Origin of the sequence: Bacillus sp. SJ-10 (assembly GCF_002843505.1) — a bacterium.
Taxonomy (GTDB): Bacteria; Bacillota; Bacilli; order Bacillales; family Bacillaceae; genus Bacillus; species Bacillus velezensis.
Map to the genome: position 1 here is coordinate 2,199,128 of NZ_CP025258.1, position 24,528 is coordinate 2,223,655.

A 24,528-nucleotide genomic window follows, 5' to 3' on the forward strand; every position below is an offset into this window, starting at 1 on the left:
ACCTGGTTTAGCCTGCTTCATTTACGGTAATAAAACAAGAAAGCGATACTGGAGGATGACAAGAGATGAAGGTACATTCGGGTGCGGACTGGCTGTGGTACCAGCTCGGTCCGCATGAAAAAACGGAAGCGAAAAAAATGATCCATCACAATCACTGGCCGCAATGCGAAAAGTGGTTTGAACATGAAAATCATATAAACTTTCTGCGCTCAGATACAAATGATCAGAATAATGAAGCGGTTTTCGGTTCTTTAATCTATCATCAAGGATTAGATGATGAAAAAAACCATACCGTATTTCACTTTTATATTACGAGAGACTTCTTTTTTACAATTAATTTTGATTTTTCGCTGCTGCGCGGTGTAAAAGAAAAGCATGCCACACAGCAGATTCAAACCTGTGAAAATCCGATTGAAGGCTTTTTTGTTTTACTGGGAGAGCTGATGAATTCCTATCTGATCGGACTGGATGAATTTGAAGTCAAGCAGCGGACGCTGAAATGGCAGATTCATGATGACAACAGCAAAGGAATCTTGGAAAATGTGCATAAACTGCGCCATGAGCTGTTCATTTGGAAAGGTCTTACACTGGGGGCTAAAAAAGTAGAAATGGCTTTAAAAGAAGCTTTTCTTCCGAAAAATGACAGGCAGAAAGATTACCTCAGAGCTCATCAAAAGATGGAAAGAGGAATTACATATATCAATGAGTTTGATCAGGAATTGAGCAATCTGCTGCACGCCGAGGAAGTCATTACCTCCCAAAGAGGAAATGAAATTGTGAAAGCCTTGACGATCTTTACAACACTCTTTACACCGATGACGGCGCTTGGAGCTCTCTGGGGGATGAACTTTGATAACATGCCGGAGCTTCATTGGAAATATGCGTATATCTGTTCCATCGTGCTCATTATTGTATCAACCCTGCTGATTTATATTTATCTGCGGCACAAAGGCTGGACAGGGGACATTTTGAGGGAGCATCAAAAAAAATATTTGCGGAAAGAAAAGAAACGCTAAGAAGAGCAGGCATTCGCCTGCTTTTTTTGATGGCTGAAAATGGCCGAATGGTTCCGGATTTCATTCGGTAAATCAATGTCAGGGGGCTTGTTTTTTATTTTTTTGCGTTTTACACAGTGTAAAACGCATAATCTCTCCTTTGCCGGCTTTTGTGTATCTGATTTACAATACGTGCGGAAGGAGGGAAGTCTTGTGAAAAATATTGAAACATACAGCAGGAACATCATAAACGAGGCCTATACGGCAAGGGCTTCAGATATACACATTGTGCCGAGAGAAAGGGATGCTTTCATTCATTTTCGCATCGGCCATGCTCTTGTGAAAAAAAGAGTCTTAAAAAAAGAGGAATGTGTAAGGCTTATTTCTCATTTCAAGTTTTTATCGGCCATGGATATAGGAGAAAGACGAAAGCCGCAAAACGGGTCATTGTCTCTGCCGCTTCCGACAGAAACCGTTCATTTGAGAATGTCAACCTTGCCGACAATGAATGATGAAAGTCTTGTCATCAGGCTTTTGCCTAAGCAGCAGATTCCCCCTCTGGATAAACTGTCCTTATTTCGGGGGGCAGGCGCCGCACTATTGTCCTTTCTGAAGCATTCGCACGGCCTGCTTCTGTTTACCGGCCCGACCGGATCTGGAAAAACGACCACTCTTTACTCGCTTGTCAACTATGCAAAACGGCATTTCAACCGGCGGATTGTCACGCTTGAAGACCCCGTAGAAACAAGAGATGAGGATGTGCTGCAAGTTCAGGTGAATGAAAAAGCCGGAGTCACATATTCCGCCGGTTTAAAAGCGATTTTAAGACATGATCCCGATATGATCATCTTAGGGGAAATCAGGGATGCCGAGACGGCTGAAATCGCAGTCCGCGCGGCAATGACGGGACACCTCGTTCTTTCAAGCCTGCATACAAGAGATGCTAAGGGCGCCATATACAGGCTGCTGGAGTTTGGCGTGAACATGACAGAAATTGAACAAACCGTCATTGCCATTGCCGCTCAGCGTCTGGTTGATTTAACATGTCCGTTCTGCAAAGAGGAAAACTGTTCCGTGTACTGCCGGATGTACAGGCAGACACGCCGTGCGGGCATTTATGAACTGCTCTACGGGAAAAACCTCACCCAATGCTTTCAGGAAGCAAAGGGAGAGCACGCCAATTTTCAATATCAGACGCTCCGCAGGCTGATCAGAAAAGGAATCGCGCTCGGCTATGTCACGACCGACAATTACGATCGGTGGGTGTATCATGAAGCGGATTAAACGAACCTGGCCGTTGAAGGATCAAGCGGCTTTTTTGAAAAGGCTCGGTGAAATGACGGAAAAAGGATACAGTCTGATTGAAGGGCTAAGACTGCTGAAACTCCAGCTGCATAAACGTCAGCTTGCAGAGCTGACGGACGGAATCCGCCGGTTGAGGGAAGGTGATGCGTTTTACCAAGTGCTTGAGGCACTGTCTTTTCACAAAGAAGCCGTCTCTATCTGCTATTTCGCTGAGAAACACGGGGAATTGCCGGGGGCGATGAAACAAAGCGGCGAATTATTACAGAGAAAGCTCATGCAGACGAATCAAATCAAAAAAATGCTCCGGTATCCGATGTTTTTAATTTCTTCCGTCTGTGTCATGTTTTATATCCTGCAAAGTTTAATCATTCCGCAGTTTTCTGGGATTTATCAATCAATGAATATGAATACCTCCGGTGCGACTGCTTTCATCTTTGCATTTTTTCGGCATTTTCATGAAGCCTGCGCACTGGCGCTGTCCGCCGCTTTCTGCTTGTTTTTGTACGTTTGGTTCTTATGTAAGAAAAAATCCCCGCAAGATAAAATGCTGATTGTTGTGAAAATACCACTATTAGGAAAAGCGGCCGTTCTTTTTAACAGCTACTTTTTCTCTTTACAGCTCAGCAGTCTTCTGAAATCCGGCCTTTCTATCTATGACAGCTTAACAGCTTTTAAAGAACAATCTTTTCTGCCTTTTTATCGTGAAGAAGCAGAGATGCTCATTACACGTCTGAAAGCCGGAGAAACCATAGAATCCGCTCTTTCCGGGCATCCGTGCTATGAAAAAGACCTTGCGGCTGCAGTCAGCCACGGACAGGCAAACGGCCGGCTTCACCGCGAACTTTATACGTACAGCCAGTTTATGATGGAGCGTCTTGAACAAAACGCGGCGAAGTATACCGGCATTCTCCAGCCTGTCATTTACGGTGTTGTGGCCGGTATGATTTTAATTGTCTACATGTCAATGCTGATGCCGATGTACCAGATGATGAACCAAATGTAAGGGAGTGCTTCGTCTGAAAAATCAAGATGGATTTACTTTAATTGAAATGCTGATTGTTTTATTTATCGTTTCCATTCTGCTTTTAATCACCATTCCTAACGTTACAAAACATAATCAAAGCATTCAGCGTAAAGGCTGTGAAGGACTGCAGAATATGGTGAAAGCCCAAGTGACGGCGTACGAAATCGACCATGAAGGTAAAATGCCGGATATGAACGATTTACAATCAGAGGGGTATATCAAAAAGAATACAGCCTGCCCGAATGGTAAACAGATCTTAATTAGTGGCGGAGAAGTTACAGTTGAACAATAACAGGCGGACAGAAAATGGGTTTACCCTACTTGAAAGCCTGATTGTGTTAAGCCTGGCGTCCGTCCTGCTGACGGTTTTGTTCACGACGGTTCCGCCGGTCTGCACCCACCTTGCCGTGCGGCAAAAAACAGAACAGCTCCAAAAAGATATTCAGCTTGCTCAGGAAACGGCTATCGCAGAACATAAAAGAACAAAAATCACTTTTCTTCCAAAAGAGCATAAATACAAACTGCAGTCAGGCGGAAGGATTGTCGAGCGTTCTTTTGATTCGCTTCACATTACGCTTGTGACTTTACCGGAGAGCCTTGAATTTAACGAAAAAGGCCATCCGAATTCGGGAGGAAAGATACAATTGAAGAGCGCCGGGTTCACCTATGAGATCACAGTTTACTTAGGGAGCGGAAATGTCCATGCTAAACGGAAATAAGGGGTTCTCTACTATTGAAACGCTATCAGCAATGGCCATTTGGCTGTTCCTTATGACGTCTATCATTCCGGTCTGGACGGGCATGATGACAGATGGTCTGAAAATAGAAGATCGCCAGGAAGCGTACCAGCTTCTTCAGAAACATATCAGCACTTATATGATGACCGGAAAAAAGCCGCCGTCTCCCGATGTGAAGTGGAAGGAGGATGGTGAGTATTACAAAGTGTGTGCGGCTGACCGCGGTGAAAAAGAAATGTGCCTCAGCATTCTCAAAACAGACTGGCTTTACGCTTCTTAATGTTTTGTTCTCCTTGGCAGTCTGTCTTTTCCTATCAGGCACCCTGGGCCCGATTTTACATCTGTTCTTATCAAACCGGACCGATAACGGCGGATTAGACAGCCGGGAGCATCAAATTGCCGTTCAGCAGATCATGAACGAATGTAAACAGGCTGAGACTGTGAAGCCGGCGGACGGCGGACGGGCGTTAGCATGCCGGAAAACAGGAGGCAAAGAAGTGCGTTTTGAAATTTATCATAAGATGATAAGGAAAAGAGTAAACGGAAAAGGCCACGTGCCGATCCTGCAAAACGCGGCATCATTAACGGCTGATGTGAAAAACGGCCTGCTCTTATTAGAGATCTCAAGCGTTACAGGTAAAAAGAATCAGGCGGTCATTCCGGTTTACAGCTCTTTAAAAGGTGATTAAATGTACAAATCTGACGGTTTTATATATCCCGCGGTTCTGTTTGTTTCTGCCGCAGTTTTACTTGTCATCAGCTATACTTCATCTGATTTCATCACCCGAAAAACATTTGCAAAAGAGGCCGGGGAGTACTGGATCGGAGAGAACCTGCTCCAAAACGGCGCGCTGCTGTCAAGCCGCCATATGACACAGGGACAAAAGGGCCAAACTGGTACACAGCGTTTTCCGTACGGCACCGTTTCTTTTCACATCACCGGGAGTGATCGCCGGGAAACGGTTAAGGTTACAATTCAGGCGGAAACCATGACAGGCACGAGACGGGAGGCTACCCTTTTGTTCGATCAGAAGAAGAAACAGCTGATTCAATGGACGGAAGTATAAAAAAGAGGCGGCGGGACAACACTTCATAATAAAGACAGCACTATGAGGTGAGAGCCGTGAAAACAAATGATTATGTAAAATATATGACTGAGCAATTCGTTAAATATTTCGATACGCCGAAACAGGAACGGAGAGAGCGAAAAGAAGTGCGGAAAGAAAAGAAAGTGCCGGCTTCTCAACACTGGTTCGGAATATTGCCGTACAGTTTTAAGCTGTGGATGCAGCGGAAAAAATAAAGTTGAATCACACGAAAGGTCCTCCTGATACAGGAGGGCCTTATTGGTATTCCTCAATGACGGCAATTTTATTTACTTTTTGGCTGTAGGGATTAAAAGAAATCGTAACAAACACACCAAATTCTTTTGCGCCATCCCGCAATGTCAAGTGGTATTGCTTGACTGCTTCGTCCGTTCTTTTCCGATCCCACACCTTTTGAATAAATAACGTTTGGGCGAGCGGATATCTTTTTTTAGCTTCTCTTTCTGCTAACTTTTCCCATTTTGATTGATGGTGAACAGCATAATAAGGCACCGTTTCCGCCTGAGCTGTTCCCGAAACCCCGAAAACAAGAAGAGAAAGGCAAATCAGACTTTGTTTGATCATCATTCTTCGTCCTTTCGCTGTATATACTTTCCATTTTGTGCTAGGCACCTCGTTATTTTCTCACGTTTTATTAGAAAAAATTCCAAAAAGGTGTGTAATTTGAAGCAAAACGATGTTTTTGAAAGATACCATTCTCAAAAACGAACAATTTGACCGAATTTGACATTTTTCAAGACGATAATCCTTGATTATACTTTGTTCATACAGTTCTTTAAAGAGAACGGTTGTCATATTTATTAACAGTTTTACAGGGGGTAAGGCATGTTCCGATTGTTGCGAATGGAAAAAAAGGGCAAGGTGAGATGGCGGATGATGCTATTTTTACGGCTTTCGTTCATTTTTTGCCTGTCCGTGATGATATGTGCTCAGTTCACAGGTGATACAAGTTCCTCCTTCAATGATGTGAAAAGCTTCAGTCTCCCGGTTCAAACGTGCGGAGATTTTCAATATACGGATGACGATTGCCGTTATGACGAACGCTGGGATCAAAGTGATTTACATATAACAAATCAAACTGATACGTCAGGCACCGTGTGTGCGCCGCTTCAGCTCTATGCCGAGCTGGAGAATAAGGGAAAAGAGCGGACTGTTTCTGACTGGAAATGGGAGCTCCATAAAATCGCTTCTCAGCAGCAGCCTTTACGAAACGGCAATGTTGTGGATAAAGGGCTTATTACTGATAAAAAAAGCAAAACGATTTATAAAATTGAGTCAAAGCGGTCTTTGCAGCCGGGCATATACGCATTCAAGGTTTACAAGCCTGAAGGGTACCCGGCCGACGAAGAAAAATTTGAGTGGTCAAAACCGATGAAACTCGTCAAATGCCGGGAACAGGCGACCGTTTCCGATCTAAAGAAAACGGAGAAAGAGCCGGCTGAGCCGGTAAAAGAAAGCGGGGAAGAACATGAAAAAAACGCTGAAACTGATCAGTAATATTTTGTATGCCGTCATCTTCAGCTTGATTATTGTGCTGACGTTAACGGTGATTTCGACCCGGGCTTCCGGGGGTGAGCCGGCCATTTTCGGCTATACGCTGAAATCCGTGCTGTCGGGTTCAATGGACCCGGAATTTAAGACGGGTTCGCTCATAGCGGTAAAGAAAATTTCTGACGTGAATGACTTAAAAAAAGGGGATGTGATCACCTTTACGCAAGATGACGGAACAGCCGTCACACACAGAATAATCGGGATCACAAAAAAGGACGGGAACCTGCTGTTTGAGACAAAAGGGGACCATAATGCCGCCCCGGATGCCGCACCCGTTCAAGCTGAAAAAGTGGCGGCCCAGTATACGGGATATCAGCTTCCGTATGCCGGATATGTCATACATTTGGCCAGCCAGCCGATCGGAACGGCGATTCTGTTAATCGTTCCCGGCGTCATGCTTTTGATTTACTCAATAACAGTCATTATCAGCGCCCTCCGCGATATTGAGCGGAAAACGAAAGCGCTGGAAGAACATGCAAAAAAGGGAACCATCTCCACATGAATACGGTTGCAACCTGGCGACAGGATTTGATAACAAAAATAAAAAGTAAGGGGAGAGTACAAACATGGGTATGAAAAAGAAATTAAGCTTGGGCGTTGCCTCAGCCGCACTCGGTTTAGCATTAGTAGGAGGAGGCACATGGGCCGCATTTAATGATGTGAAGTCGACGGACGCTACATTTGCGTCAGGAACACTTGATTTATCGGCTAAAGAACAATCAGCCAATGTCAATTTGTCAAACTTAAAACCAGGCGATAAATTGACGAAAGATTTCGAATTCAGAAACAACGGTTCACTTGCCATTAAAGAAGTGCTGATGGCTTTGAATTTTACTGACTTTAAAGGAGCAAAGAAAGGAAATGAATCTGCGGAGGATTTCCTCAGCCAGTTTGAAATTACGGTTCTGACAGTCGGTAAAGAAGGGGGCAACGGCTATCCTAAAAATATCATTTTGAAGGCGGCCAGCCTGAAAGACTTATACTTAATGTCAACAAAACAGGATAAAGCAGCTGCCGAAGCGATCAGCAAGCACATTGATCCGAAATTCCTGAGTGAGAGCGGAAAAGTCAATGTAGCAACCATTAACGGTAAAACAGCTCCTGAGTACGACGGAGTTCCGAAAACGCCTGCTGATTATGACCAGGTGAGAATGGAAATCCAATTTAAAAATGACACCGCAAAAACTGCAGACGGATTAAGTGTGCAAAACAAGTTCCAAGGCAATGCGATTTCTCTTCAATTCTCTTTTGAAGCAACGCAGTGGAACGGCTTGACCATTACGAAAGATCATACGGATAAAGACGGTTACGTCAAGGAAAATGAAAAGGCTCACAGTGAGGATAAAAACTAATCCGAAAGTCGGACAGTTAAAAGAGGAGTTGTGCACATATGGCGGCACTACTCCTCTTTTTGCGCTTTTCTCCATTTTTGATAATCTAAAAATTCACGAAATTGTTTTTTTGATACCCCGGATGTCATTGCATCGCGAACTAATTTCTCCCATTCACTATCTAATTGACCATCGTATTCGGTTTCATGTTTTTCATCAAGTAAAGTATGAACCGAGACGTCCAGAACAGCGGAGACTTTTTCGAGAAATTGAATGGAGGGGTTCGTCTGTAAATTTCGTTCTATTGAGCTTAAATAAGACTTCGCTACCCCAGCTTTTTCAGCTAGTTCTGATAGTGAGTAGCCTTTTTCTTTTCGGTATTGTTTAATACGCTGGCCAATCAATGTCATCACCTTCCTTGTGATATTATAGCACATTCAGAAAGGATTTACGGTATGACTTCTGGCTGCCTGGATATGTTGAGAAGACTTTTTATTCGAAAGCAGGTATTTGCGTATTTCTTCTAGGCTGATATTTGCTTTTTGGGCTTCTAATATCAGCTCAACCCATTCCTTATCTAATTGCGAAAATTCTGTTTTTGCATTTTTCATGCATTTTCTCCTCCTAAAATACTTGTTTATGTATTTCAGCCAATCCGGCCATGACCTTATCTTTACATGTCTGGAAGTGATTCATCGCATGCGAAACGCCAGAAATTTTTTCTATATACTTTTATTATAATATAGAATTTCCAGAAAAAACGGGAAAGGTGTCGAATGGATAACGCTTATCCAGAAAAATTACTTTGCAGGAAAAATAAACCGCCGTTTTCAATCTGAATGTGAATTTTCGGCTGATATAAGGCTTTCAGCGCTTGTTTTTCCAAATGGTATTCCTCAGGTTTTTCCTCTGTCTGCTCATAAAACTGATCGAGCAGCCTGAGGTCCTTTTTCCATCTGGCGATCGCGCTGTCAGCCCAGTCTGACGGCTCTTTGGCGGCAGCGTCTTTTAAGTAATGCTCCATCCTTTTAATCCCGCTTTCCGGCTTAATCATCGGCGATATGGTAAAGCAATAGTCTGATATTTGCGAGGTCAGCGGAAGCGGTGCAAGCTTCTGCTGAAACCCTTCTATAATTGTTCCAGAAACAAGATGCAGGCCTAAAGACAAAAGTCTGTCTTTTTTCATGTCGGATTGGTATGAAATCACTACATTTAATCCTAGCCAGGGCTGAAGCGGCACTCTGGCTCCGGCTGATACAATTTTCTCATATATTCTTGTAAATCTCCCATTTTGTTTAACTGCTTGAAAGATTTGAAAGAGGCGCGGGGCTCCAAAGTAAATAAATTCGCCGTCCATATCCTCCGGAGCCGTTTCTTTATCAGTGATGAACGTGATCTTCATCGGGTTCGGTTCGCCGCCCGTTTTTTCACGCCAATGCCAATAAAACGGGCGGTTCATAATTTGTTTGTCCATCTCGACCGTCAACTGAACCGTCATAAAACCCGGCCCGTGTTCTGTAATCGGACAGTGGTTCGCTTCAAAAAAGCGCAGTAAAAATTCGTGAACCTCCTGCTGTCTCATGTCGCGCTTCCTCCTTTTAGATTAAGATCCTTTTTTTCTGGCGGGCTTGTCCGTACCGTACGACAGAAAAGAGGTGAGATTGTCCATTTTGATTCTCATTTCTTCCTCTGTCAGCGAATGGCATAAAATATCATGCAAATGGTCTTCAAAATTGCTCACTTTGATTTTTGTTAAAATGTCATCTAATTCTCCGACGACATTTTCAAATAAATGAATTTTGTCATACAGAAGTTTTAAGATATGCTCTTCCACCGTATGTTTTGTCGCCATATTGTAGATATGGACATCTCTTTCCTGACCGAGTCTGTGAATCCTTCCGATTCTTTGTTCAAGCCGCATCGGGTTCCACGGCAGGTCATAATTGATTATATGGTTGCAAAATTGCAGGTTGATCCCTTCGCCTCCGGCTTCTGTAGCGATCAGCACCTGCACTTTGCCGCGGAAGAGATCCTTCATCCAGTCTTTTTTTCCGCGTTTAAATCCGCCTCTGAACGGAACGGAGCTTATGCCGTTCTGCTGAAGGAACCATTGCAGGTAAATCTGTGTCGCCCTGTATTCAGTAAAAATAATGACTTTATCATTAATCTTTTGGATCAAGTCAACAACTTGAATCGCTTTTGAGTTTTGCGTGACTTGATTGATGCGGTCCATTAAATTAGCGATCGTCTGATCATCGAATGCGGGCGCATGTTTGTCTTTTTGGTCAAGCATTTTTTTGAGCGTCATATACACGGCTTCCCTGCTTGAACAGCACTCTCTTTGCAGCGTCATAATGGAAAATGCGCTTGCGGGCTTTTCCGTGCCGTTTTTCAGTGCGGCAATGTCATCGTAAAGCGCCTGTTCCGTCGGTGAAAAGGTGATCGGCACTGTTTCCACGTGGCGCTTCGTCCATGTAAGGCCGGTGTCGCTCCGCGTGTTGCGGATCATCACCTTATTGACGAGCTCTTTCAAATGCTCATGAGCGTCAATCCCGTCCTTCTGATTGAAGGTTTCTTGAAATCCGCTTTCATTTCCTAAATGGCCGGGCTTTAACAGTGACACTAAATTGAAGATTTCTTCGATCCGGTTTTGAATCGGCGTCGCCGTCAGAAGCAGGCAGTATTTCTTCACAAGACTTCTCGCAAATTCATAATTTTTCGTTTTGCTGTTTTTGAGCTTGTGCGCCTCGTCAATAATGACGAGATCATACGGAATAGAAAGCACAATGTCTTTGTGAGGCGAGCGTTTGGCCGTATCAATAGAAGAAACGACGATATCGCACTGTTCCCACACATAGCTTTTCTTCTGTTCAACAGCGGGTATTAAAAACTTCTCCTGAAGCTCTTTGACCCACTGGGAAACGAGTGATGCCGGCACAAGAATCAGGATTTTTTTGGCCAGCCCGCGAATCATGTATTCTTTTAAAATCAGGCCCGCTTCCACCGTTTTTCCGAGCCCCACTTCATCAGCTAAAATCGCCTTGCCGTTCATTTTTTCAACGACTTTCTGCGCGACTTCAAGCTGATGGGGAAGCGGAGTGAAATCGGGCAGGTATAAAGGAGCCCTCAATCCTTCAAATTCAGGAATGGCAAGGGTCTGCTGGACTTCAGCCGACAGTTTGTACATCTCCCAATTTGACCAGGGACCGTCCGTTTTCAGCCGCTCAGAAAACTCTCCCGGCCAGTTTGCATCAAATATGATCTCTGCTGTCATATGTAACAAAACCGCCTTTCTTTTAAAAAACTGATTTATCATAATTTTTGTTGCCGGACGTAAATGAGGGTGGTAGGATATAAGTAATGATTTCACTAAAAGATATTGCTTTAGTATGTCCATAAAATTGGTAAATATGAGCGAATGACAGCAAGGGGAGAGACTCGGACGAAAGATGTGCGTCCGGGCGCCGAAGGAGCAAACTGCGGAGTGAATCTCTCAGGCAAAAGAACTCTTGCTCGACGCAACTCTGGAGAGTGTCTGCACTTAGAAGAAGCAGGCCACCAAAGGGGACGTCTTTATGATATGTTCATAAAGTAAACTTTCAGGTGCCGGGACAGAGAAACCTTCATTTTCATGAGGTGTTTCTCTGTCCTTTTTTATATGTTTTTACAATGCGCCAATGACTGAAGGGGGAAGATGATGCTGAAACGAACACCGCTTTATGACGTGTATAAAGAATACGGCGGAAAAACAATTGATTTTGGAGGATGGGAGCTGCCGGTTCAATTTTCTTCTATTAAAGAGGAGCATGAAGCCGTCCGCACAAAAGCGGGTCTGTTTGATGTGTCCCATATGGGGGAAGTTGAAGTATCCGGTAAAGACGCCCTGTCTTTTCTGCAAAAAATGATGACAAATGACGTTGCCGATTTAAAGCCGGGAAACGCGCTCTATACTGCCATGTGTTATCCTGACGGCGGTACGGTCGATGACTTGCTGATCTATCAGAAAAGCGAGAGCTGCTACCTGCTCGTGATTAACGCGTCCAATATTGAAAAAGACATCGCTTGGCTGACGGAACATGCGGAAGGCGATGTCACGCTGACGAATCAGTCTGACGGGATTTCACTGCTTGCCGTTCAGGGGCCGAATGCTCAGTCGGTTCTTGCGAAGCTGACTGAATGTGATTTGTCCTCCTTAAAGCCGTTTACGTTTATTGATGGGGCGGACGTTGCCGGACGACAAGTCCTGCTTTCAAGAACAGGATATACCGGTGAAGACGGGTTTGAGTTATATTGCCGCAATGAAGATGCAGTTCATCTATTTAAGGAGATACTTGCAGCGGGAGAGCATGAAGGTCTCGTTCCGTGCGGCCTCGGCGCCCGTGATACGCTGAGATTTGAAGCAAAGCTTGCTTTATACGGTCAGGAATTGACGAAAGATATTACACCGATTGAAGCCGGAATCGGATTTGCCGTGAAACACAAGAAAGATTCCGATTTTTTCGGGAAGTCTGTATTGCGCGAACAGAAAGAAAAAGGAGCCCCGCGAAAGCTGGTAGGACTTGAGATGATTGAAAAAGGGATTCCGAGACACGGGTACGCCGTGAAAAAAGACGGTGTTCCGATCGGTGAAGTCACGACAGGCACGCAATCTCCGACTTTAAAGAAAAATATCGGCCTTGCCTTAATCAAAACGGAATTCAGTGAAGTCGGAACGGAAGTAGAAGTGGAAATCCGTAAAAAAACGGTAAAAGCGAAGATTGTCCGCACACCGTTTTATAAACGTCCAAAACAGAGCTGAAAAAGGAGAGTCATATGAAGCATCGATATTTGCCCGCGACAGAACAGGATAAAAAAGAAATGCTGAAAGCCATCGGCGCAGAAACAATTGATGAACTGTTTGCCGATATTCCGGAAAATGTACGGTTTCAAAAAGACTACCGCATTAAACAAGCAAAGTCAGAAACTGAGCTGACGAGAGAGCTGACAAAGCTTGCGGCGAAAAATAAAGACGCTGTTACATATGCATCTTTTCTGGGTGCAGGAGTGTACGATCACTACCAGCCGGTTATCGTCGATCATGTGATATCCCGATCAGAGTTTTACACGGCATATACGCCTTATCAGCCTGAAATCTCACAAGGAGAGCTGCAGGCGATTTTTGAATTTCAAACGATGATCTGTGAATTAACGGGAATGGATATCGCAAACTCCTCTATGTACGATGGGGGAACGGCGCTGGCGGAAGCGGCGATGCTTGCGTCGGGCCATACGAAAAAGAAAAAAATCGTCATTTCCGCAGCCGTTCATCCGGAATCACGGGATGTTTTGAAAACATACGCAAAGGGCCAATATATTGAGGTTGTAGAGGTGCCCGCGAAAAACGGCGTTACAGATCTTGAGGCATTGGAACATGCCGTTTGTGATGAAACGGCCGCCGTGATCGTCCAGTATCCGAACTTCTTCGGACAAATCGAGCCGTTAAAGGACATTGAGCCGCTCGCACATAAAGGAAACAGCCAGCTGATTGTTTCTTCAAACCCGCTCGCGCTCGGTATTTTGACACCGCCCGGGGCATGCGGAGCTGATATCGTCGTCGGGGACGCGCAGCCTTTCGGCATACCTGCGGCGTTCGGCGGCCCGCATTGCGGCTATTTTGCAGTAACGAAAAAACTGATGAGAAAGGTGCCGGGCCGGCTTGTCGGCCAAACGGAAGATGAAAACGGGCGAAGAGGCTTTGTTCTCACTCTTCAGGCGCGCGAGCAGCATATCAGAAGAGACAAAGCCACGTCTAACATTTGTTCAAATCAGGCGCTGAATGCTTTAGCAGCTTCAGTCGCGATGACGGCGCTCGGAAAAAACGGCGTCAAGGACATGGCCCGCCAAAATATATTGAAAGCTGATTACGCGAGACGCCAAGCGGAAAAAGCCGGCTTGCACGTAGCATTTGACGGCCCGATATTTAATGAATTTGCCGTCAGGCTGAATCTTCCCGTCAAGGAAGCAAACCGGCGGCTCCTGCAAGACGGCATAATCGGCGGATATGATTTAGGCCTTGCGTATCCGGAACTGAATCAGCATATGCTCATTGCCGTCACAGAGCTGAGAACAAAAGAAGAGATTGATTCGCTTATTGCGGGATTGGGGGATCAACATGAATAATCAAGATCAGGCGCTTATTTTTGAAATGTCCCGCGAAGGGCGTATCGGTTACAGCCTTCCGGAGCTTGATGTGCCGGAAACAGAGCTTGAAAGTCTTCTTCCCGGTGACTATATCCGCGATGAAGACGCAAAGCTGCCGGAAGTATCAGAGCTCGATATTATGCGGCATTATACCGCTCTTTCTAAGAGGAACCACGGAGTTGATTCAGGCTTTTACCCGCTCGGCTCTTGTACGATGAAATACAATCCGAAATTAAATGAAAAAATTGCTCGGATCGCAGGTTTTTCCGCTATTCATCCGCTTCAGGACGAGGACACGGTTCAGGGGGCGCTTGAGCTTTTATACGATTTAAGCGGACACTTGGAGGAGATTACGGGCATGGACGAGGTGACGCTGCAGCCTGCGGCGGGCGCTCACGGCGAATGGACCGGTCTGATGATGATCCGCGCCTATCACGAAGCGCGGGGAGACTTCGGACGGACGAAGGTGATTGTCCCTGATTCAGCCCACGGCACGAATCCGGCATCCGCCACGGTCGCCGGTTTTGAAACGATTACCGTCAAGTCAAATGAGCACGGGCTGGTTGACATTGAAGATTTGAAAAGAGCGGTAAATGAAGAAACAGCGGCGCTGATGCTGACGAATCCGAACACCCTCGGGTTATTTGAGGAAAACATTACGGAAATGGCTGAAATCGTCCATCAGGCCGGCGGAAAGCTTTATTATGACGGAGCGAATTTAAATGCCGTGTTAAGTAAAGCAAGACCGGGAGATATGGGATTTGACGTCGTTCACCTTAATCTTCATAAAACATTTACCGGGCCGCACGGCGGGGGAGGACCTGGCTCAGGGCCGGTCGGCGTAAAAAAAGAATTCATTCCGTATCTGCCGAAACCCGTTCTCACGAAAAAAGAGGGCCGTTTGACTTTTGACTATGACCGGCCGCAGTCGATCGGGCGCGTAAAACCTTATTACGGTAACTTCGGCATTAATGTCAGAGCCTACACGTATATTCGTTCCATGGGGCCTGACGGCTTAAAAGCTGTGACCGAAAACGCGGTTTTAAATGCAAATTATATGATGAGAAGACTCGCGCCTTATTATGATCTCCCGTATGACCGTCATTGCAAGCATGAATTTGTGTTATCGGGTAGAAGGCAGAAAAAGCTTGGCGTACGAACGCTTGATATTGCCAAACGGCTTTTGGATTTCGGCTATCATCCGCCGACTGTGTATTTTCCTCTCAATGTTGAAGAAAGCATCATGATCGAACCGACGGAAACGGAATCAAAGGAAACGCTTAATGCGTTTATAGATGCCATGATTCAAATTGCGCGGGAAGCGGAGGAATCGCCTGAAATCGTTCAGGAGGCGCCGCATACAACAGTTGTCAAAAGAATGGATGAAACCAAGGCGGCAAGAAAGCCGGTTTTAAAGTACGAACATACACCTGACGTCAGCCGCTGACACGGTGTAAAAAAAGAGCTTCCGTATAAAACGGACAGCTCTTTTTTTATGATTAGTTTTTTGCTTTAATTTTTCCGCCCCATTTTTTAAATCCGCCTTTCAGGTTGTAAATATCTTTACAGCCGTGTTTGCGGAGCGTCTGTGCCGCGCGTCCACTGCGGACATTGTTTTGGCAGTACAGATAAACGGGTTTATCAGGACGGATTTCACTTTTGCGCTGTTTCAGCTGTGACAGCGGAATGTTGCGCGCGCCGAGAATATGGCCGCCTTCAAATTCATTCGGCTCACGGACGTCAATCAGCTGCGCTTTTCTGTAGCCCGCGCGGAATTCCTCTTCCGTAAGTGTTTTCATTAAACGCTGCTGGTAAAAATACGACACGATCATATAAACGATAAACGCCGCAACAATAATTAAAGCAATCATATTAGACAATGCGATTCTACTCCTTTAGCTTATAAAATCAAAACCCTGCTTCCTGAAAACAAGGCTTACCGGACGTTTTGGGACAAATACTATTATAGTAAAGCATGAAGCGATTGTCATCCTTAATGAAACGAAATATTTTTCATTTTCGCGGCAGTTTGTTAAACTAATTTTATTAAAACGATAAAGAAGGGTTCAAGGTGTATGGAAAAAGAAACATGGCGGTTTATTGACTCAGGGAATGAAAGCCCGGCATTTAACATGGCGCTGGATGAAGCGCTTTTATATTGGCACAGCCAAAAAAAAATTCCTCCGGTGATCCGTTTTTACGGCTGGAATCCGGCAACTTTGTCTGTCGGGTATTTTCAAAATATTAAGAAGGAAATTAACTTTGACGCAGTACATAAACACGGCCTCGGGTTTGTCAGAAGACCGACAGGCGGACGGGGTGTTCTGCATGATAAAGAATTGACATACAGCGTAATCGTTTCAGAGGATCACCCGGAAATGCCGGCCACGGTGACAGAGGCGTACCGGGTGATTTCAGAAGGTATTCTGCAGGGATTCAGAAACCTTGGACTTGATGCCTGCTTTGCGATTCCGCGAACGGAGAAAGAAAAAGAAAGCTTGAAAAATCCGCGCTCGTCCGTCTGCTTTGATGCGCCTTCGTGGTATGAACTGGTCGTCGAAGGACGGAAAGTTGCCGGAAGCGCACAGACACGCCAAAAAGGCGTCATTCTTCAGCACGGTTCCATCCTGCTTGACATTGATGAGGATAAGCTGTTTGATCTGTTTTTATATCCGAGCGACAGAGTCCGTGAGCGTATGCAGCGGAATTTCAAAAACAAAGCGGTAGCCATCAACGCCTTAGCGCCGAAACGGGTAACGATGGATGAGGCCAGAATCGCTTTTAAAGCCGGTTTTGAGGAAGGGCTGAACATTCATCTTGAGCCTTACACACTCACGTCTGAAGAGCTTGCATTTGTCAATGAGCTGGCTGAGACGAAATACGCGTCTGATGAATGGAATTATAAGCGCTGATAAGGCTTGACAGACCGGAAGCATCCTTGTTTTTTCATGACCGTTAGTGTAAACTTGTAATGGTTTATAAAGTTAAGGTGCTTTTTGGGAGGGTTACTTATGACAACACCAAGTATGGAAGATTATATTGAACAGATTTATATGCTGATAGAAGAAAAAGGATATGCACGGGTTTCTGATATCGCGGAAGCTTTGGCAGTCCACCCCTCCTCTGTAACGAAAATGGTTCAAAAACTAGATAAAGACGAGTATTTGATTTATGAAAAATATCGCGGGCTCGTATTGACGTCAAAAGGCAAAAAGATCGGCAAACGGCTCGTATACAGACACGAATTGCTTGAGCAGTTTTTAAGAATCATTGGTGTTGATGAAGAGAAGATTTACAATGATGTTGAAGGAATCGAACATCATCTGAGCTGGAACAGCATTGACCGCATCGGCGACCTCGTTCAGTATTTCGAAGATGACGAAAGCCGGAAAAAAGAATTGAAATCCGTACAGAAAAAAACCGAAAATCCCGGTGAATAAAGGGCAGCCCGAAATGGGGCGCCCTTTTTTTAATGTCTTCATTCTTTGGTCTATTTCGCCCAGCCGTTTCTTAAAATAATAATACACCTTGAGATGGAAGGGAGAGGGCGCGCTATGCAGATTGACGGCGTATTTTCGGGCGGGGGGATAAAAGGGGTGGCGCTTGCCGGCGCTTATGAAGCGCTGGAAGAAAAGGGCTTTCGCTTTGAAAGGCTCGCCGGAACAAGCGCCGGCGCAATTATTGCCGCATTTATCGCTGCGGGCTATACGAGCAGAGAGGTTCATTCCATCATAGATGAGGTGGACGGAAGGCAATTGCTTGATCAGAGATACTCATTCCTCCCGCTGAAAATCCTGCAGTGGGTGTCGATATATTGGCGCCTCGGACTATACAGAGGCGATATGCTGGAAAAATGGATTGCGGATAAATTAAAAGCGAAGGGCATCATCGCGTTCGGCGATTTGAAAAAAGGTTCGCTCCGTCTCATCGCTTCAGATCTGACGAACGGAACGATGATCGTGCTTCCTGACGATCTTCCCCGCTACGGATTAAATCCGGAGATGTTCCCGGTTGCCAGAGCCGTCAGAATGAGCTGCAGCATTCCTTATTTTTTTGAACCGATAAAACTGAAGACCGAAAAAGGCACCTCGACGGTCGTTGACGGCGGCGTGTTAAGCAATTTCCCGATTTGGCTGTATTCAAAAGAACGCAAACGGCCGGTCATCGGAATTTCACTTTCGCCCAACGAAAAAGAGCGCCCGAAAAAATCAATCCGCAACGCTTTTGAGCTGTTCGGGGCTTTGTTTGAAACGATGAAAGACGCTCATGATGCCAGGCATATCGCGACAAAGTACGAACAGAATATTATTTTTATTCCGGTGGAACATGTGATGGCGACTGAGTTTCATCTTACACCGCAAAAAAAACTAGCTCTCATTGAGCTAGGAAAAAGCAGAACAGAGCAATTTTTGAAGCAATGGAGCTATTAAAAAAGCGCTCTGTTTTTCTTTTTATTCTTTTTGCCTTCTATGACGGTAAGCTGGGTCTGGCTTTTTTTCTTAAGAATCATCGGCTTCGGTCTGCTGCTGCTCGGCACGCTCCGCAAATGGCTGACCCGGCCTCTGTGTCCGGCGCGGTGCTTCGCTTTTTGCTCCTTCATTCGGAGCCGCGATTGTCTGGCCGCTTTTCTGAAAGCGGTTCCGTCACGGCCGGTGCGGCGGTTCAGGACCGTCCTCACGATAAAATAAATAATGATGCCTGCGATAATAACGGTGATCGCTCTTGAAATCATCTGCCCGGGGTTGGTTACCGCCGCATAAATGAAACCGAATGCGCCAAGCGCTATCAATACAGCAAAAAAAGGTTGTACACGATGATTCATAACTGCCCACCTCCAAAATAATAACGGTAACGGTTCAAATTACGTTGTGAGACGGTTTTTCGCTCTGTTCTGAAATGTCTTCCAGTCTGAGAAGCTCGTTAAAGCTTTCTATGGCAACCTCGACCTGGTCATCCGCCGGTTCCTTTGTCGTTAAAAGCTGCAGCCACAGGCCGGGATAACCGAGCACTTTCAAAACGGGGATATTCCGCACTCTGTTCGTCAGCTGGAGCACTTCAAAGGAGATGCCGAGAACGACCGGTATAAGCGCAATCCTGTCTAAAATCCGCACCCAAAGCGGATCTGTCGGAACGAGTAAATAGACGAACATGCCGACAATGATCGTAAATAAAATAAAGCTTGAACCGCAACGGTAATGAAGCCGTGACTGTTTCTGAACATTTTCTATTGTAATTGGCAAATTCTGTTCATAACAGTTTATGACCTTATGTTCGGCTCCATGATATTGAAACACTCTTTTAATTAACGGCGTCATTGATAAAAAATAAATGTAGCCGAGAAGCAGAAGCAGCTTAAACAGACTTTCGATTCCGATCTGCGCGGCGTCTGAGGAAAAGACGGGCCTTACAAGCTCCGCTAAGAAGACCGGGACGAGCGTGAAAACGAATTTACTGAACAAAAACGACAGAACGCCGATCACCGCCAGGCTGAAAAACATCGATAAGCCCGAACCTTTCTTATTTTCCTGCTCCAGCTTGGCGTCATCTTGAGGATCAAGCCCGTAACGTTCGCTGGAAAAGTTTAAATGCTTTGTGCCGTTGGCGCTCGCCTCAATGATGGCGACGATTCCCCGCAAAAAAGGAATCTTTTTTAAAGCCGAAAGCTTGGCGTTCGGCACTCTCGGAAGCTTGAAAAAATCAATGCTTCCGTCATTCCTGCGGATGGCGGTAACATAATTCTTTCTGCCGCCGAACATGACCCCTTCAACGACAGCCTGCCCGCCGTATGCAGGGGGCGTTTTTTGTTTGGACATTGTTTATCAACCTGCCTGTTTTCTTAGGATTTACTAACCATTTCCTTTCACTCTATTGTACAGGAAACCGCGGTAAACCTCTAGTTAGACAGCCGGAAAATCAATGCTTTTTCTACATGCAGTATACCCCGTTTCTTTAGATTTTACTCATTGAATGAAAATATGGCGCAGCTTTTTATGACTTTTCAATTTTGGGGCAGTCTATGACTGGAGGTGCCATGATGACAAGCGAAAAACATTCAGAACAGGAAGAAAAAAAGAAGCGGGATGATGATCAGCAGCCTGTTTCATTTACCGGCAGAATTTGCGGTATCGGATTTGCCGGCGGTGTATTTTGGAGTTTGATCGGCTATCTCGGGTATGTCTTTCATTTTTCAGAGATCAGCCCCAACATGATTCTTCAGCCGTTTATGATCGGAGAATGGAAAAAACAATGGCTCGGCACGATGGTCAGCATCGTTGTCATCGGATTCATTTCAATTGCCGGGGCGTTTATTTATTTCGTCTGCCTGAAGCGTTTTAAAACGATGTGGCCGGGGATGGTGTACGGCGTCATTTTATGGTGTGCGGTTTTTTTCTTATTCAATCCGATTTTCGAAGATGTGAAATCCATCACTGAATTGAAATCAGATACAATCGTGACGACGCTTTGCCTTTACATTCTGTACGGTTTGTTTGTCGGCTACTCAATTTCCTTCAACTACAATGAACTTACGTCAGACAAGCTTGCAAGGGCGCTCGGCAACAAGTGAATAAGTGTATAATCCCTGTCCGGTATGGTAAAATGTTCACGAGAAGTGAACATTTTTTATGCTGAAAACCGGGCGGGGATGCTCCCGCGGTATCAGGCGGCAGTCAAGAATCGGCGAGGAGGAGAAAGGGAATGAAACTTGAGAAATTGCGAAATCTTTTCGGTCAGCTGGATATAGACGGAATGTTGGTGACAAGCTCCGCCAATCTGCAGTATATGACGGGATTTACGGGTTCGTCAGGCCTTGCGGTCATATCGAAAGAACGTGCGGCATTTATCACGGATTTCCGTTACACCGAGCAGGCGAAGACGCAAGTGAAGGGTTTTGACATTATCGAGCACGGCGGAAGCTTAATCCAAACGGCTGCGGATACGATTCTTGAGTACGGCATTAAAAAACTCGGCTTCGAGCAAAACAGCATGACGTACGGAACATATGCATCCTACCAAGCGGTGCTGCAGGAAGCGGAGATGGTTCCCGTCGCGGATTCCGTTGAAAAGTTGCGCTTGATTAAGTCAAGTGAAGAGATTAAGATATTAGAGGAAGCTGCGAAGATTGCGGATGATGCGTTTGAACATATTCTGACGTTTATCAAACCGGGCATCTCAGAGATTTCAGTTGCAAACGAGCTTGAATTTTATATGAGACGTCAAGGAGCAGACGGCTCTTCCTTTGATATGATCGTCGCCTCGGGAGTCAGATCCAGCCTTCCCCACGGAGTGGCAAGCGGCAAATTGATTGAAAAGGGAGACTTGGTCACGCTCGATTTCGGCGCTTATTATAAAGGCTATTGTTCTGATATCACACGCACCGTCGCGGTCGGAGAGCCAAGTGATAAACTGAAAGAGATTTATCAGGTCGTATACGATGCCCAAGCGCTTGGTGTCCTGCATATTAAACCCGGCATGACGGGGAAAGAAGCGGACGCTCTGACGAGGGATCACATCACCGCGAAAGGCTACGGACAGTATTTCGGCCATTCGACAGGACACGGGTTCGGAATGGAAGTCCATGAATCACCGGGGCTGTCTTTCAGGTCATCGGCCGTTCTTGAGCCGGGCATGGCGGTAACGGTTGAGCCGGGCATATACATACCGGAAGTTGGGGGCGCAAGAATCGAAGATGATATCATCATCACTGAGGACGGCAACCGGACAATTACGCATTCCCCTAAAGAATTAATTATTTTGTGATCGGAATATAGGAGGACATCAAACATGATTTCAGTTAACGATTTTCGTACAGGACTAACGATTGAAGTAGACGGCGGCATTTGGCGCGTCGTTGACTTCCAGCACGTAAAGCCGGGAAAAGGAGCGGCATTTGTCCGTTCAAAATTGCGTAACCTGCGCACGGGCGCTATTCAGGAGAAAACATTCCGTGCAGGTGAAAAAGTCGCGAAAGCGCAAATCGAAACAAAAACGATGCAGTATCTTTATGCCAACGGCGATCAGCACGTGTTCATGGATACAAGCTCATATGAACAGCTTGAATTGAACGAAAACCAAATCGAAGAAGAATTGAAATACCTTCTGGAAAATATGTCTGTGCACATCATGATGTATCAGTCTGAAACGCTCGGTATTGAACTGCCGAACACAGTTGAACTGAAAGTTGTTGAAACAGAGCCGGGAATTAAAGGCGACACGGCGTCAGGCGGCACAAAACCTGCCAAAACGGAAACAGGTCTTGTGGTAAACGTACCGTTCTTCGTGAACGAAGGCGATACGCTTGTTGTAAATACATCAGACGGTTCTTACGTGTCAAGAGCGTAGTTAAAGAAATTCGGAGTCTGCTCCTTTTACGGGGCAGGCTTTTTTTGTGTTCTGCATCAAATCTTTCTTCTATATCAAAATAGTGAGACTACTTCCGTCAGCTAGAGCATATAGTGTAACAAAATGCTTGAAGTTGGGGGATTGCAATGAAATTTTTGTTTGGTTCAATCAATTCTACTGTTTTAACGATGGCCGGTTTACGAGTTTTGTCCTCGCTCATTGAATTATCGGCCGCTATTATCATGCTTTTGACAAACGACATCAGAAAGGCGGTTGTGGTGAATAGTATTTTGGCAATCGTCGGCCCGCTGATCTTTATCATCACAATGACGATCGGCATTTATCAGATTGCCGGACAGCTCTCATATGCAAAATTAATATTGATTTTTGCGGGAGTGGTGCTGATTTTGGCCGGTGTGCATAAATAGAGGGCCGGGGTGTCATAAAGTCTGTCCCGGATCATACATTTTAAAGAAGCCAATCGGTAAAAAAGGAGGAGACTCTATTGAATGAAATTACAGAGGTTCTCCCTGAATTATTGAGAGATGCTATCTCCGCCGTGCCCGAAGAAGCGAGGCGGGATACAGAAGAAATCAGAATCCGCGTCGACAGGCCGGTTGAACTGATCCAAAAAGGACAACCTTTGTATTTGTCATATGTGTGCACGGCCGGCGACGCACAGCTGATTCTCAGCCGGCTCAGCAATTACAGTATGTACACGCTGGAAGAAGAGCTGAAAAAAGGATACATCACAATCAGAGGGGGCCACCGTGTGGGGCTGGCCGGAAGAGTCATCGTCGAAAACGGAGCCGTCAAAGGACTCCGGGATATTACTTCTTTTAATATCCGAATCGCCCGGGAGAAGCTGGGGATCGCAGAACCGCTCATTCCTTTCTTATGGAAAGAAAACTGGCTGAACACGCTGATCATCGGTCCTCCGCAAACAGGGAAAACGACCTTGCTTCGTGATTTGGCCCGGCTTTCCAGCACCGGATCAAAACGCATTCCGGCGAAAAAGACAGGTATCGTAGATGAACGGTCGGAAATTGCCGGCTGCCTGCGGGGCATTCCCCAGCACAGTTTCGGCCGCAGAATCGATGTCCTTGATGCCTGTCCGAAGGCGGAAGGGCTGATGATGATGATCCGCTCTATGAGTCCTGATGTCATAATTGTGGATGAAATCGGGAGAATGGAAGACTCACAAGCGCTGCTGGAGGCGCTCCATGCGGGCGTATCTGTTATCGTATCTGCGCACGGGTGGAATATGAAAGATTTGGTAAAGAGGCCGTCGCTGAAAATGCTTTGGGAGGAAAACGTGTTTGACCGGTATGTTGAACTGTCAAGGCGCCGCGGTCCGGGAACGATCAGCAGGATGTACGGAAAGGGCGGGGAACCTGTTCCGCATGCTGAAAGCGTGATGACATGCTGAAGCTTTTGGGTGCCGTGTTCATTCTGACAGCGACGACTTGGACCGGATTTGAGATCGCCAAAATGTATATTGAAAGGCCGAGGCAGATCCGTCAGCTGCGCGCGGCGCTCCAATCGCTAGAAGCGGAAATCATGTTCGGGCATACACCGCTGCATACCGCCTCGGGACAAATTGCCGCACAGCTTTCCAAACCTGTATCGTTATTGTTTCAAACTTTCAGCAGAAGGCTTGAGCAGGGAAGCGATTCCGCCAAAACGGCTTGGGAACAGAGCTTGAAACATAACTGGTCTTCCATGGCGATGAAAAAAAGCGAATATGATGTGCTGAAGCAATTCGGAGAGACGCTCGGGCTCCATGACCGTGTTTCTCAGCAGAAACATATCAAGCTTGCGCTTACACATTTGGAAGCGGCGGAAGCGGATGCCGGACGGGCGCAGGCGAAAAATGAAAAAATGGTGAAAAGCTTAGGATTTTTAGCCGGACTGTTACTCATTCTTCTATTGATGTAAACATGAGGGGAGCAAACATAA

32 protein-coding genes and 1 riboswitch are annotated in these 24,528 nt (G+C 45.7%); of the genes, 24 read left to right on the forward strand and 8 right to left on the reverse strand.

Annotated features, from left to right (window positions below; translation table 11 throughout):
* Positions 1-65 precede the first annotated feature (65 nt).
* The 9 genes from CXL14_RS11290 (at position 66) to CXL14_RS11330 (ending at position 5,364) form a co-directional block, all read left to right on the forward strand.
* Entirely contained in the window at positions 66-1,016 is a 951-nt protein-coding gene (locus CXL14_RS11290) for a magnesium transporter CorA family protein (RefSeq protein ID WP_014418379.1), read from the forward strand.
* A gap of 192 nt (positions 1,017-1,208) precedes the next feature.
* Positions 1,209-2,279 carry a competence type IV pilus ATPase ComGA gene (gene comGA, locus CXL14_RS11295; RefSeq protein ID WP_014418378.1) on the forward strand — a complete coding sequence of 357 codons (1,071 nt, stop codon included), beginning with the start codon at positions 1,209-1,211 and terminating at the stop codon, positions 2,277-2,279.
* Positions 2,266-3,303, forward strand: a complete 1,038-nt coding sequence (gene comGB / locus CXL14_RS11300) for a competence type IV pilus assembly protein ComGB (protein WP_014418377.1) — start codon at positions 2,266-2,268, stop codon at positions 3,301-3,303. Before comGA ends, comGB begins: the two co-directional genes overlap by 14 nt.
* 46 nt (positions 3,304-3,349) lie before the next feature.
* Positions 3,350-3,616: a competence type IV pilus major pilin ComGC gene (comGC, locus tag CXL14_RS11305; protein ID WP_050496152.1), complete on the forward strand. Its 267-nt coding sequence runs from the start codon at positions 3,350-3,352 to the stop codon at positions 3,614-3,616.
* Entirely contained in the window at positions 3,606-4,043 is a 438-nt protein-coding gene (gene comGD, locus CXL14_RS11310; protein ID WP_007612572.1) for a competence type IV pilus minor pilin ComGD, read from the forward strand. Before comGC ends, comGD begins: the two co-directional genes overlap by 11 nt.
* Positions 4,027-4,341, forward strand: coding sequence for a competence type IV pilus minor pilin ComGE (gene comGE / locus CXL14_RS11315; RefSeq protein ID WP_032863566.1), 315 nt, complete (start codon positions 4,027-4,029; stop codon positions 4,339-4,341). Before comGD ends, comGE begins: the two co-directional genes overlap by 17 nt.
* A gap of 13 nt (positions 4,342-4,354) precedes the next feature.
* On the forward strand, positions 4,355-4,750 hold the full coding sequence (comGF, locus tag CXL14_RS11320; RefSeq protein ID WP_014721501.1) for a competence type IV pilus minor pilin ComGF: 396 nt from the start codon (positions 4,355-4,357) through the stop codon (positions 4,748-4,750).
* A complete protein-coding gene (comGG, locus tag CXL14_RS11325) occupies positions 4,751-5,128 on the forward strand; it encodes a competence type IV pilus minor pilin ComGG (RefSeq protein ID WP_014418373.1) in 378 nt (125 codons plus the stop codon).
* Positions 5,129-5,184: 56 nt separating this feature from the next.
* Complete coding sequence (locus CXL14_RS11330) at positions 5,185-5,364, forward strand: YqzE family protein (RefSeq protein ID WP_003153093.1); 180 nt, start codon at positions 5,185-5,187, stop codon at positions 5,362-5,364.
* A 40-nt stretch (positions 5,365-5,404) separates the two neighbouring features.
* Here CXL14_RS11330 and CXL14_RS11335 read toward each other — a convergent pair whose 3' ends face one another.
* Positions 5,405-5,734, reverse strand: coding sequence for a DUF3889 domain-containing protein (locus CXL14_RS11335; RefSeq protein ID WP_014418372.1), 330 nt, complete (start codon positions 5,732-5,734; stop codon positions 5,405-5,407).
* A 258-nt stretch (positions 5,735-5,992) separates the two neighbouring features.
* On the opposite strand from CXL14_RS11335, the gene tapA reads away from it, so the two are divergent.
* The 3 genes from tapA to tasA all read left to right on the forward strand — a co-directional run bounded on the left by tapA (position 5,993) and on the right by tasA (position 8,070).
* The gene (gene tapA / locus CXL14_RS11340) at positions 5,993-6,664 is read left to right on the forward strand and encodes an amyloid fiber anchoring/assembly protein TapA (protein WP_014418371.1); all 672 of its coding nucleotides are present in this window, start codon (positions 5,993-5,995) and stop codon (positions 6,662-6,664) included.
* On the forward strand, positions 6,636-7,220 hold the full coding sequence (gene sipW / locus CXL14_RS11345) for a signal peptidase I SipW (RefSeq protein ID WP_014418370.1): 585 nt from the start codon (positions 6,636-6,638) through the stop codon (positions 7,218-7,220). Before tapA ends, sipW begins: the two co-directional genes overlap by 29 nt.
* 64 nt (positions 7,221-7,284) lie before the next feature.
* Complete coding sequence (tasA, locus tag CXL14_RS11350) at positions 7,285-8,070, forward strand: biofilm matrix protein TasA (RefSeq protein WP_007408329.1); 786 nt, start codon at positions 7,285-7,287, stop codon at positions 8,068-8,070.
* Positions 8,071-8,117: 47 nt separating this feature from the next.
* Here tasA and sinR read toward each other — a convergent pair whose 3' ends face one another.
* From sinR to CXL14_RS11370, 4 genes are all read right to left on the reverse strand, one after another.
* On the reverse strand, positions 8,118-8,453 hold the full coding sequence (gene sinR, locus CXL14_RS11355) for a transcriptional regulator SinR (RefSeq protein ID WP_003153104.1): 336 nt from the start codon (positions 8,451-8,453) through the stop codon (positions 8,118-8,120).
* A 33-nt stretch (positions 8,454-8,486) separates the two neighbouring features.
* Positions 8,487-8,660, reverse strand: a complete 174-nt coding sequence (sinI, locus tag CXL14_RS11360; protein ID WP_014418369.1) for an anti-repressor SinI — start codon at positions 8,658-8,660, stop codon at positions 8,487-8,489.
* Positions 8,661-8,836: 176 nt separating this feature from the next.
* Positions 8,837-9,631: a YqhG family protein gene (locus tag CXL14_RS11365; RefSeq protein WP_014418368.1), complete on the reverse strand. Its 795-nt coding sequence runs from the start codon at positions 9,629-9,631 to the stop codon at positions 8,837-8,839.
* 21 nt (positions 9,632-9,652) lie between these two features.
* On the reverse strand, positions 9,653-11,323 hold the full coding sequence (locus CXL14_RS11370) for a DEAD/DEAH box helicase (protein WP_021494309.1): 1,671 nt from the start codon (positions 11,321-11,323) through the stop codon (positions 9,653-9,655).
* Between the two features lie 144 nt (positions 11,324-11,467).
* Positions 11,468-11,568: riboswitch (glycine riboswitch) on the forward strand.
* Between the two features lie 178 nt (positions 11,569-11,746).
* Here CXL14_RS11370 and gcvT point away from each other — a divergent pair.
* Genes gcvT through gcvPB form a run of 3 tightly spaced genes read left to right on the forward strand, consistent with a single transcriptional unit; the run spans position 11,747 to position 15,676 of the window.
* Positions 11,747-12,847, forward strand: coding sequence for a glycine cleavage system aminomethyltransferase GcvT (gene gcvT / locus CXL14_RS11375; protein WP_014418366.1), 1,101 nt, complete (start codon positions 11,747-11,749; stop codon positions 12,845-12,847).
* A 14-nt stretch (positions 12,848-12,861) separates the two neighbouring features.
* On the forward strand, positions 12,862-14,208 hold the full coding sequence (gcvPA, locus tag CXL14_RS11380; protein WP_014418365.1) for an aminomethyl-transferring glycine dehydrogenase subunit GcvPA: 1,347 nt from the start codon (positions 12,862-12,864) through the stop codon (positions 14,206-14,208).
* On the forward strand, positions 14,201-15,676 hold the full coding sequence (gene gcvPB, locus CXL14_RS11385; RefSeq protein WP_014418364.1) for an aminomethyl-transferring glycine dehydrogenase subunit GcvPB: 1,476 nt from the start codon (positions 14,201-14,203) through the stop codon (positions 15,674-15,676). The genes gcvPA and gcvPB overlap by 8 nt, the downstream gene beginning before the upstream one ends.
* A 52-nt stretch (positions 15,677-15,728) precedes the next feature.
* Here the strand turns inward: gcvPB and CXL14_RS11390 are convergent, their stop codons facing one another.
* Entirely contained in the window at positions 15,729-16,109 is a 381-nt protein-coding gene (locus CXL14_RS11390; RefSeq protein WP_007408335.1) for a rhodanese-like domain-containing protein, read from the reverse strand.
* Between the two features lie 195 nt (positions 16,110-16,304).
* On the opposite strand from CXL14_RS11390, the gene CXL14_RS11395 reads away from it, so the two are divergent.
* From CXL14_RS11395 to CXL14_RS11405, 3 genes are all read left to right on the forward strand, one after another.
* Positions 16,305-17,141: a lipoate--protein ligase family protein gene (locus CXL14_RS11395; RefSeq protein ID WP_003153114.1), complete on the forward strand. Its 837-nt coding sequence runs from the start codon at positions 16,305-16,307 to the stop codon at positions 17,139-17,141.
* Between the two features lie 99 nt (positions 17,142-17,240).
* Positions 17,241-17,669 carry a transcriptional regulator MntR gene (gene mntR, locus CXL14_RS11400; protein ID WP_007408338.1) on the forward strand — a complete coding sequence of 143 codons (429 nt, stop codon included), beginning with the start codon at positions 17,241-17,243 and terminating at the stop codon, positions 17,667-17,669.
* A gap of 114 nt (positions 17,670-17,783) precedes the next feature.
* Entirely contained in the window at positions 17,784-18,659 is an 876-nt protein-coding gene (locus tag CXL14_RS11405; RefSeq protein WP_003153118.1) for a patatin-like phospholipase family protein, read from the forward strand.
* Here the strand turns inward: CXL14_RS11405 and CXL14_RS11410 are convergent.
* Complete coding sequence (locus CXL14_RS11410; protein ID WP_007408340.1) at positions 18,656-19,051, reverse strand: SA1362 family protein; 396 nt, start codon at positions 19,049-19,051, stop codon at positions 18,656-18,658. The genes CXL14_RS11405 and CXL14_RS11410 overlap by 4 nt on opposite strands.
* A gap of 34 nt (positions 19,052-19,085) precedes the next feature.
* A complete protein-coding gene (locus tag CXL14_RS11415) occupies positions 19,086-20,042 on the reverse strand; it encodes a DUF1385 domain-containing protein (protein WP_094296035.1) in 957 nt (318 codons plus the stop codon).
* A gap of 221 nt (positions 20,043-20,263) precedes the next feature.
* Here CXL14_RS11415 and CXL14_RS11420 point away from each other — a divergent pair, with 221 nt between their 5' ends.
* From CXL14_RS11420 to spoIIIAB, 6 genes are all read left to right on the forward strand, one after another.
* Complete coding sequence (locus tag CXL14_RS11420) at positions 20,264-20,794, forward strand: YqhR family membrane protein (RefSeq protein ID WP_014418362.1); 531 nt, start codon at positions 20,264-20,266, stop codon at positions 20,792-20,794.
* A gap of 131 nt (positions 20,795-20,925) precedes the next feature.
* Entirely contained in the window at positions 20,926-21,987 is a 1,062-nt protein-coding gene (locus tag CXL14_RS11425; RefSeq protein WP_003153122.1) for a M24 family metallopeptidase, read from the forward strand.
* 24 nt (positions 21,988-22,011) lie between these two features.
* A complete protein-coding gene (gene efp, locus CXL14_RS11430) occupies positions 22,012-22,569 on the forward strand; it encodes an elongation factor P (protein WP_003153123.1) in 558 nt (185 codons plus the stop codon).
* A gap of 146 nt (positions 22,570-22,715) precedes the next feature.
* Complete coding sequence (locus CXL14_RS11435; protein WP_003153124.1) at positions 22,716-22,997, forward strand: YqhV family protein; 282 nt, start codon at positions 22,716-22,718, stop codon at positions 22,995-22,997.
* 77 nt (positions 22,998-23,074) lie between these two features.
* Positions 23,075-23,998, forward strand: a complete 924-nt coding sequence (gene spoIIIAA, locus CXL14_RS11440) for a stage III sporulation protein AA (RefSeq protein WP_014418361.1) — start codon at positions 23,075-23,077, stop codon at positions 23,996-23,998.
* Positions 23,992-24,507: a stage III sporulation protein SpoIIIAB gene (gene spoIIIAB, locus CXL14_RS11445; RefSeq protein ID WP_014418360.1), complete on the forward strand. Its 516-nt coding sequence runs from the start codon at positions 23,992-23,994 to the stop codon at positions 24,505-24,507. The genes spoIIIAA and spoIIIAB overlap by 7 nt, the downstream gene beginning before the upstream one ends.
* Positions 24,508-24,528: the final 21 nt, after the last annotated feature.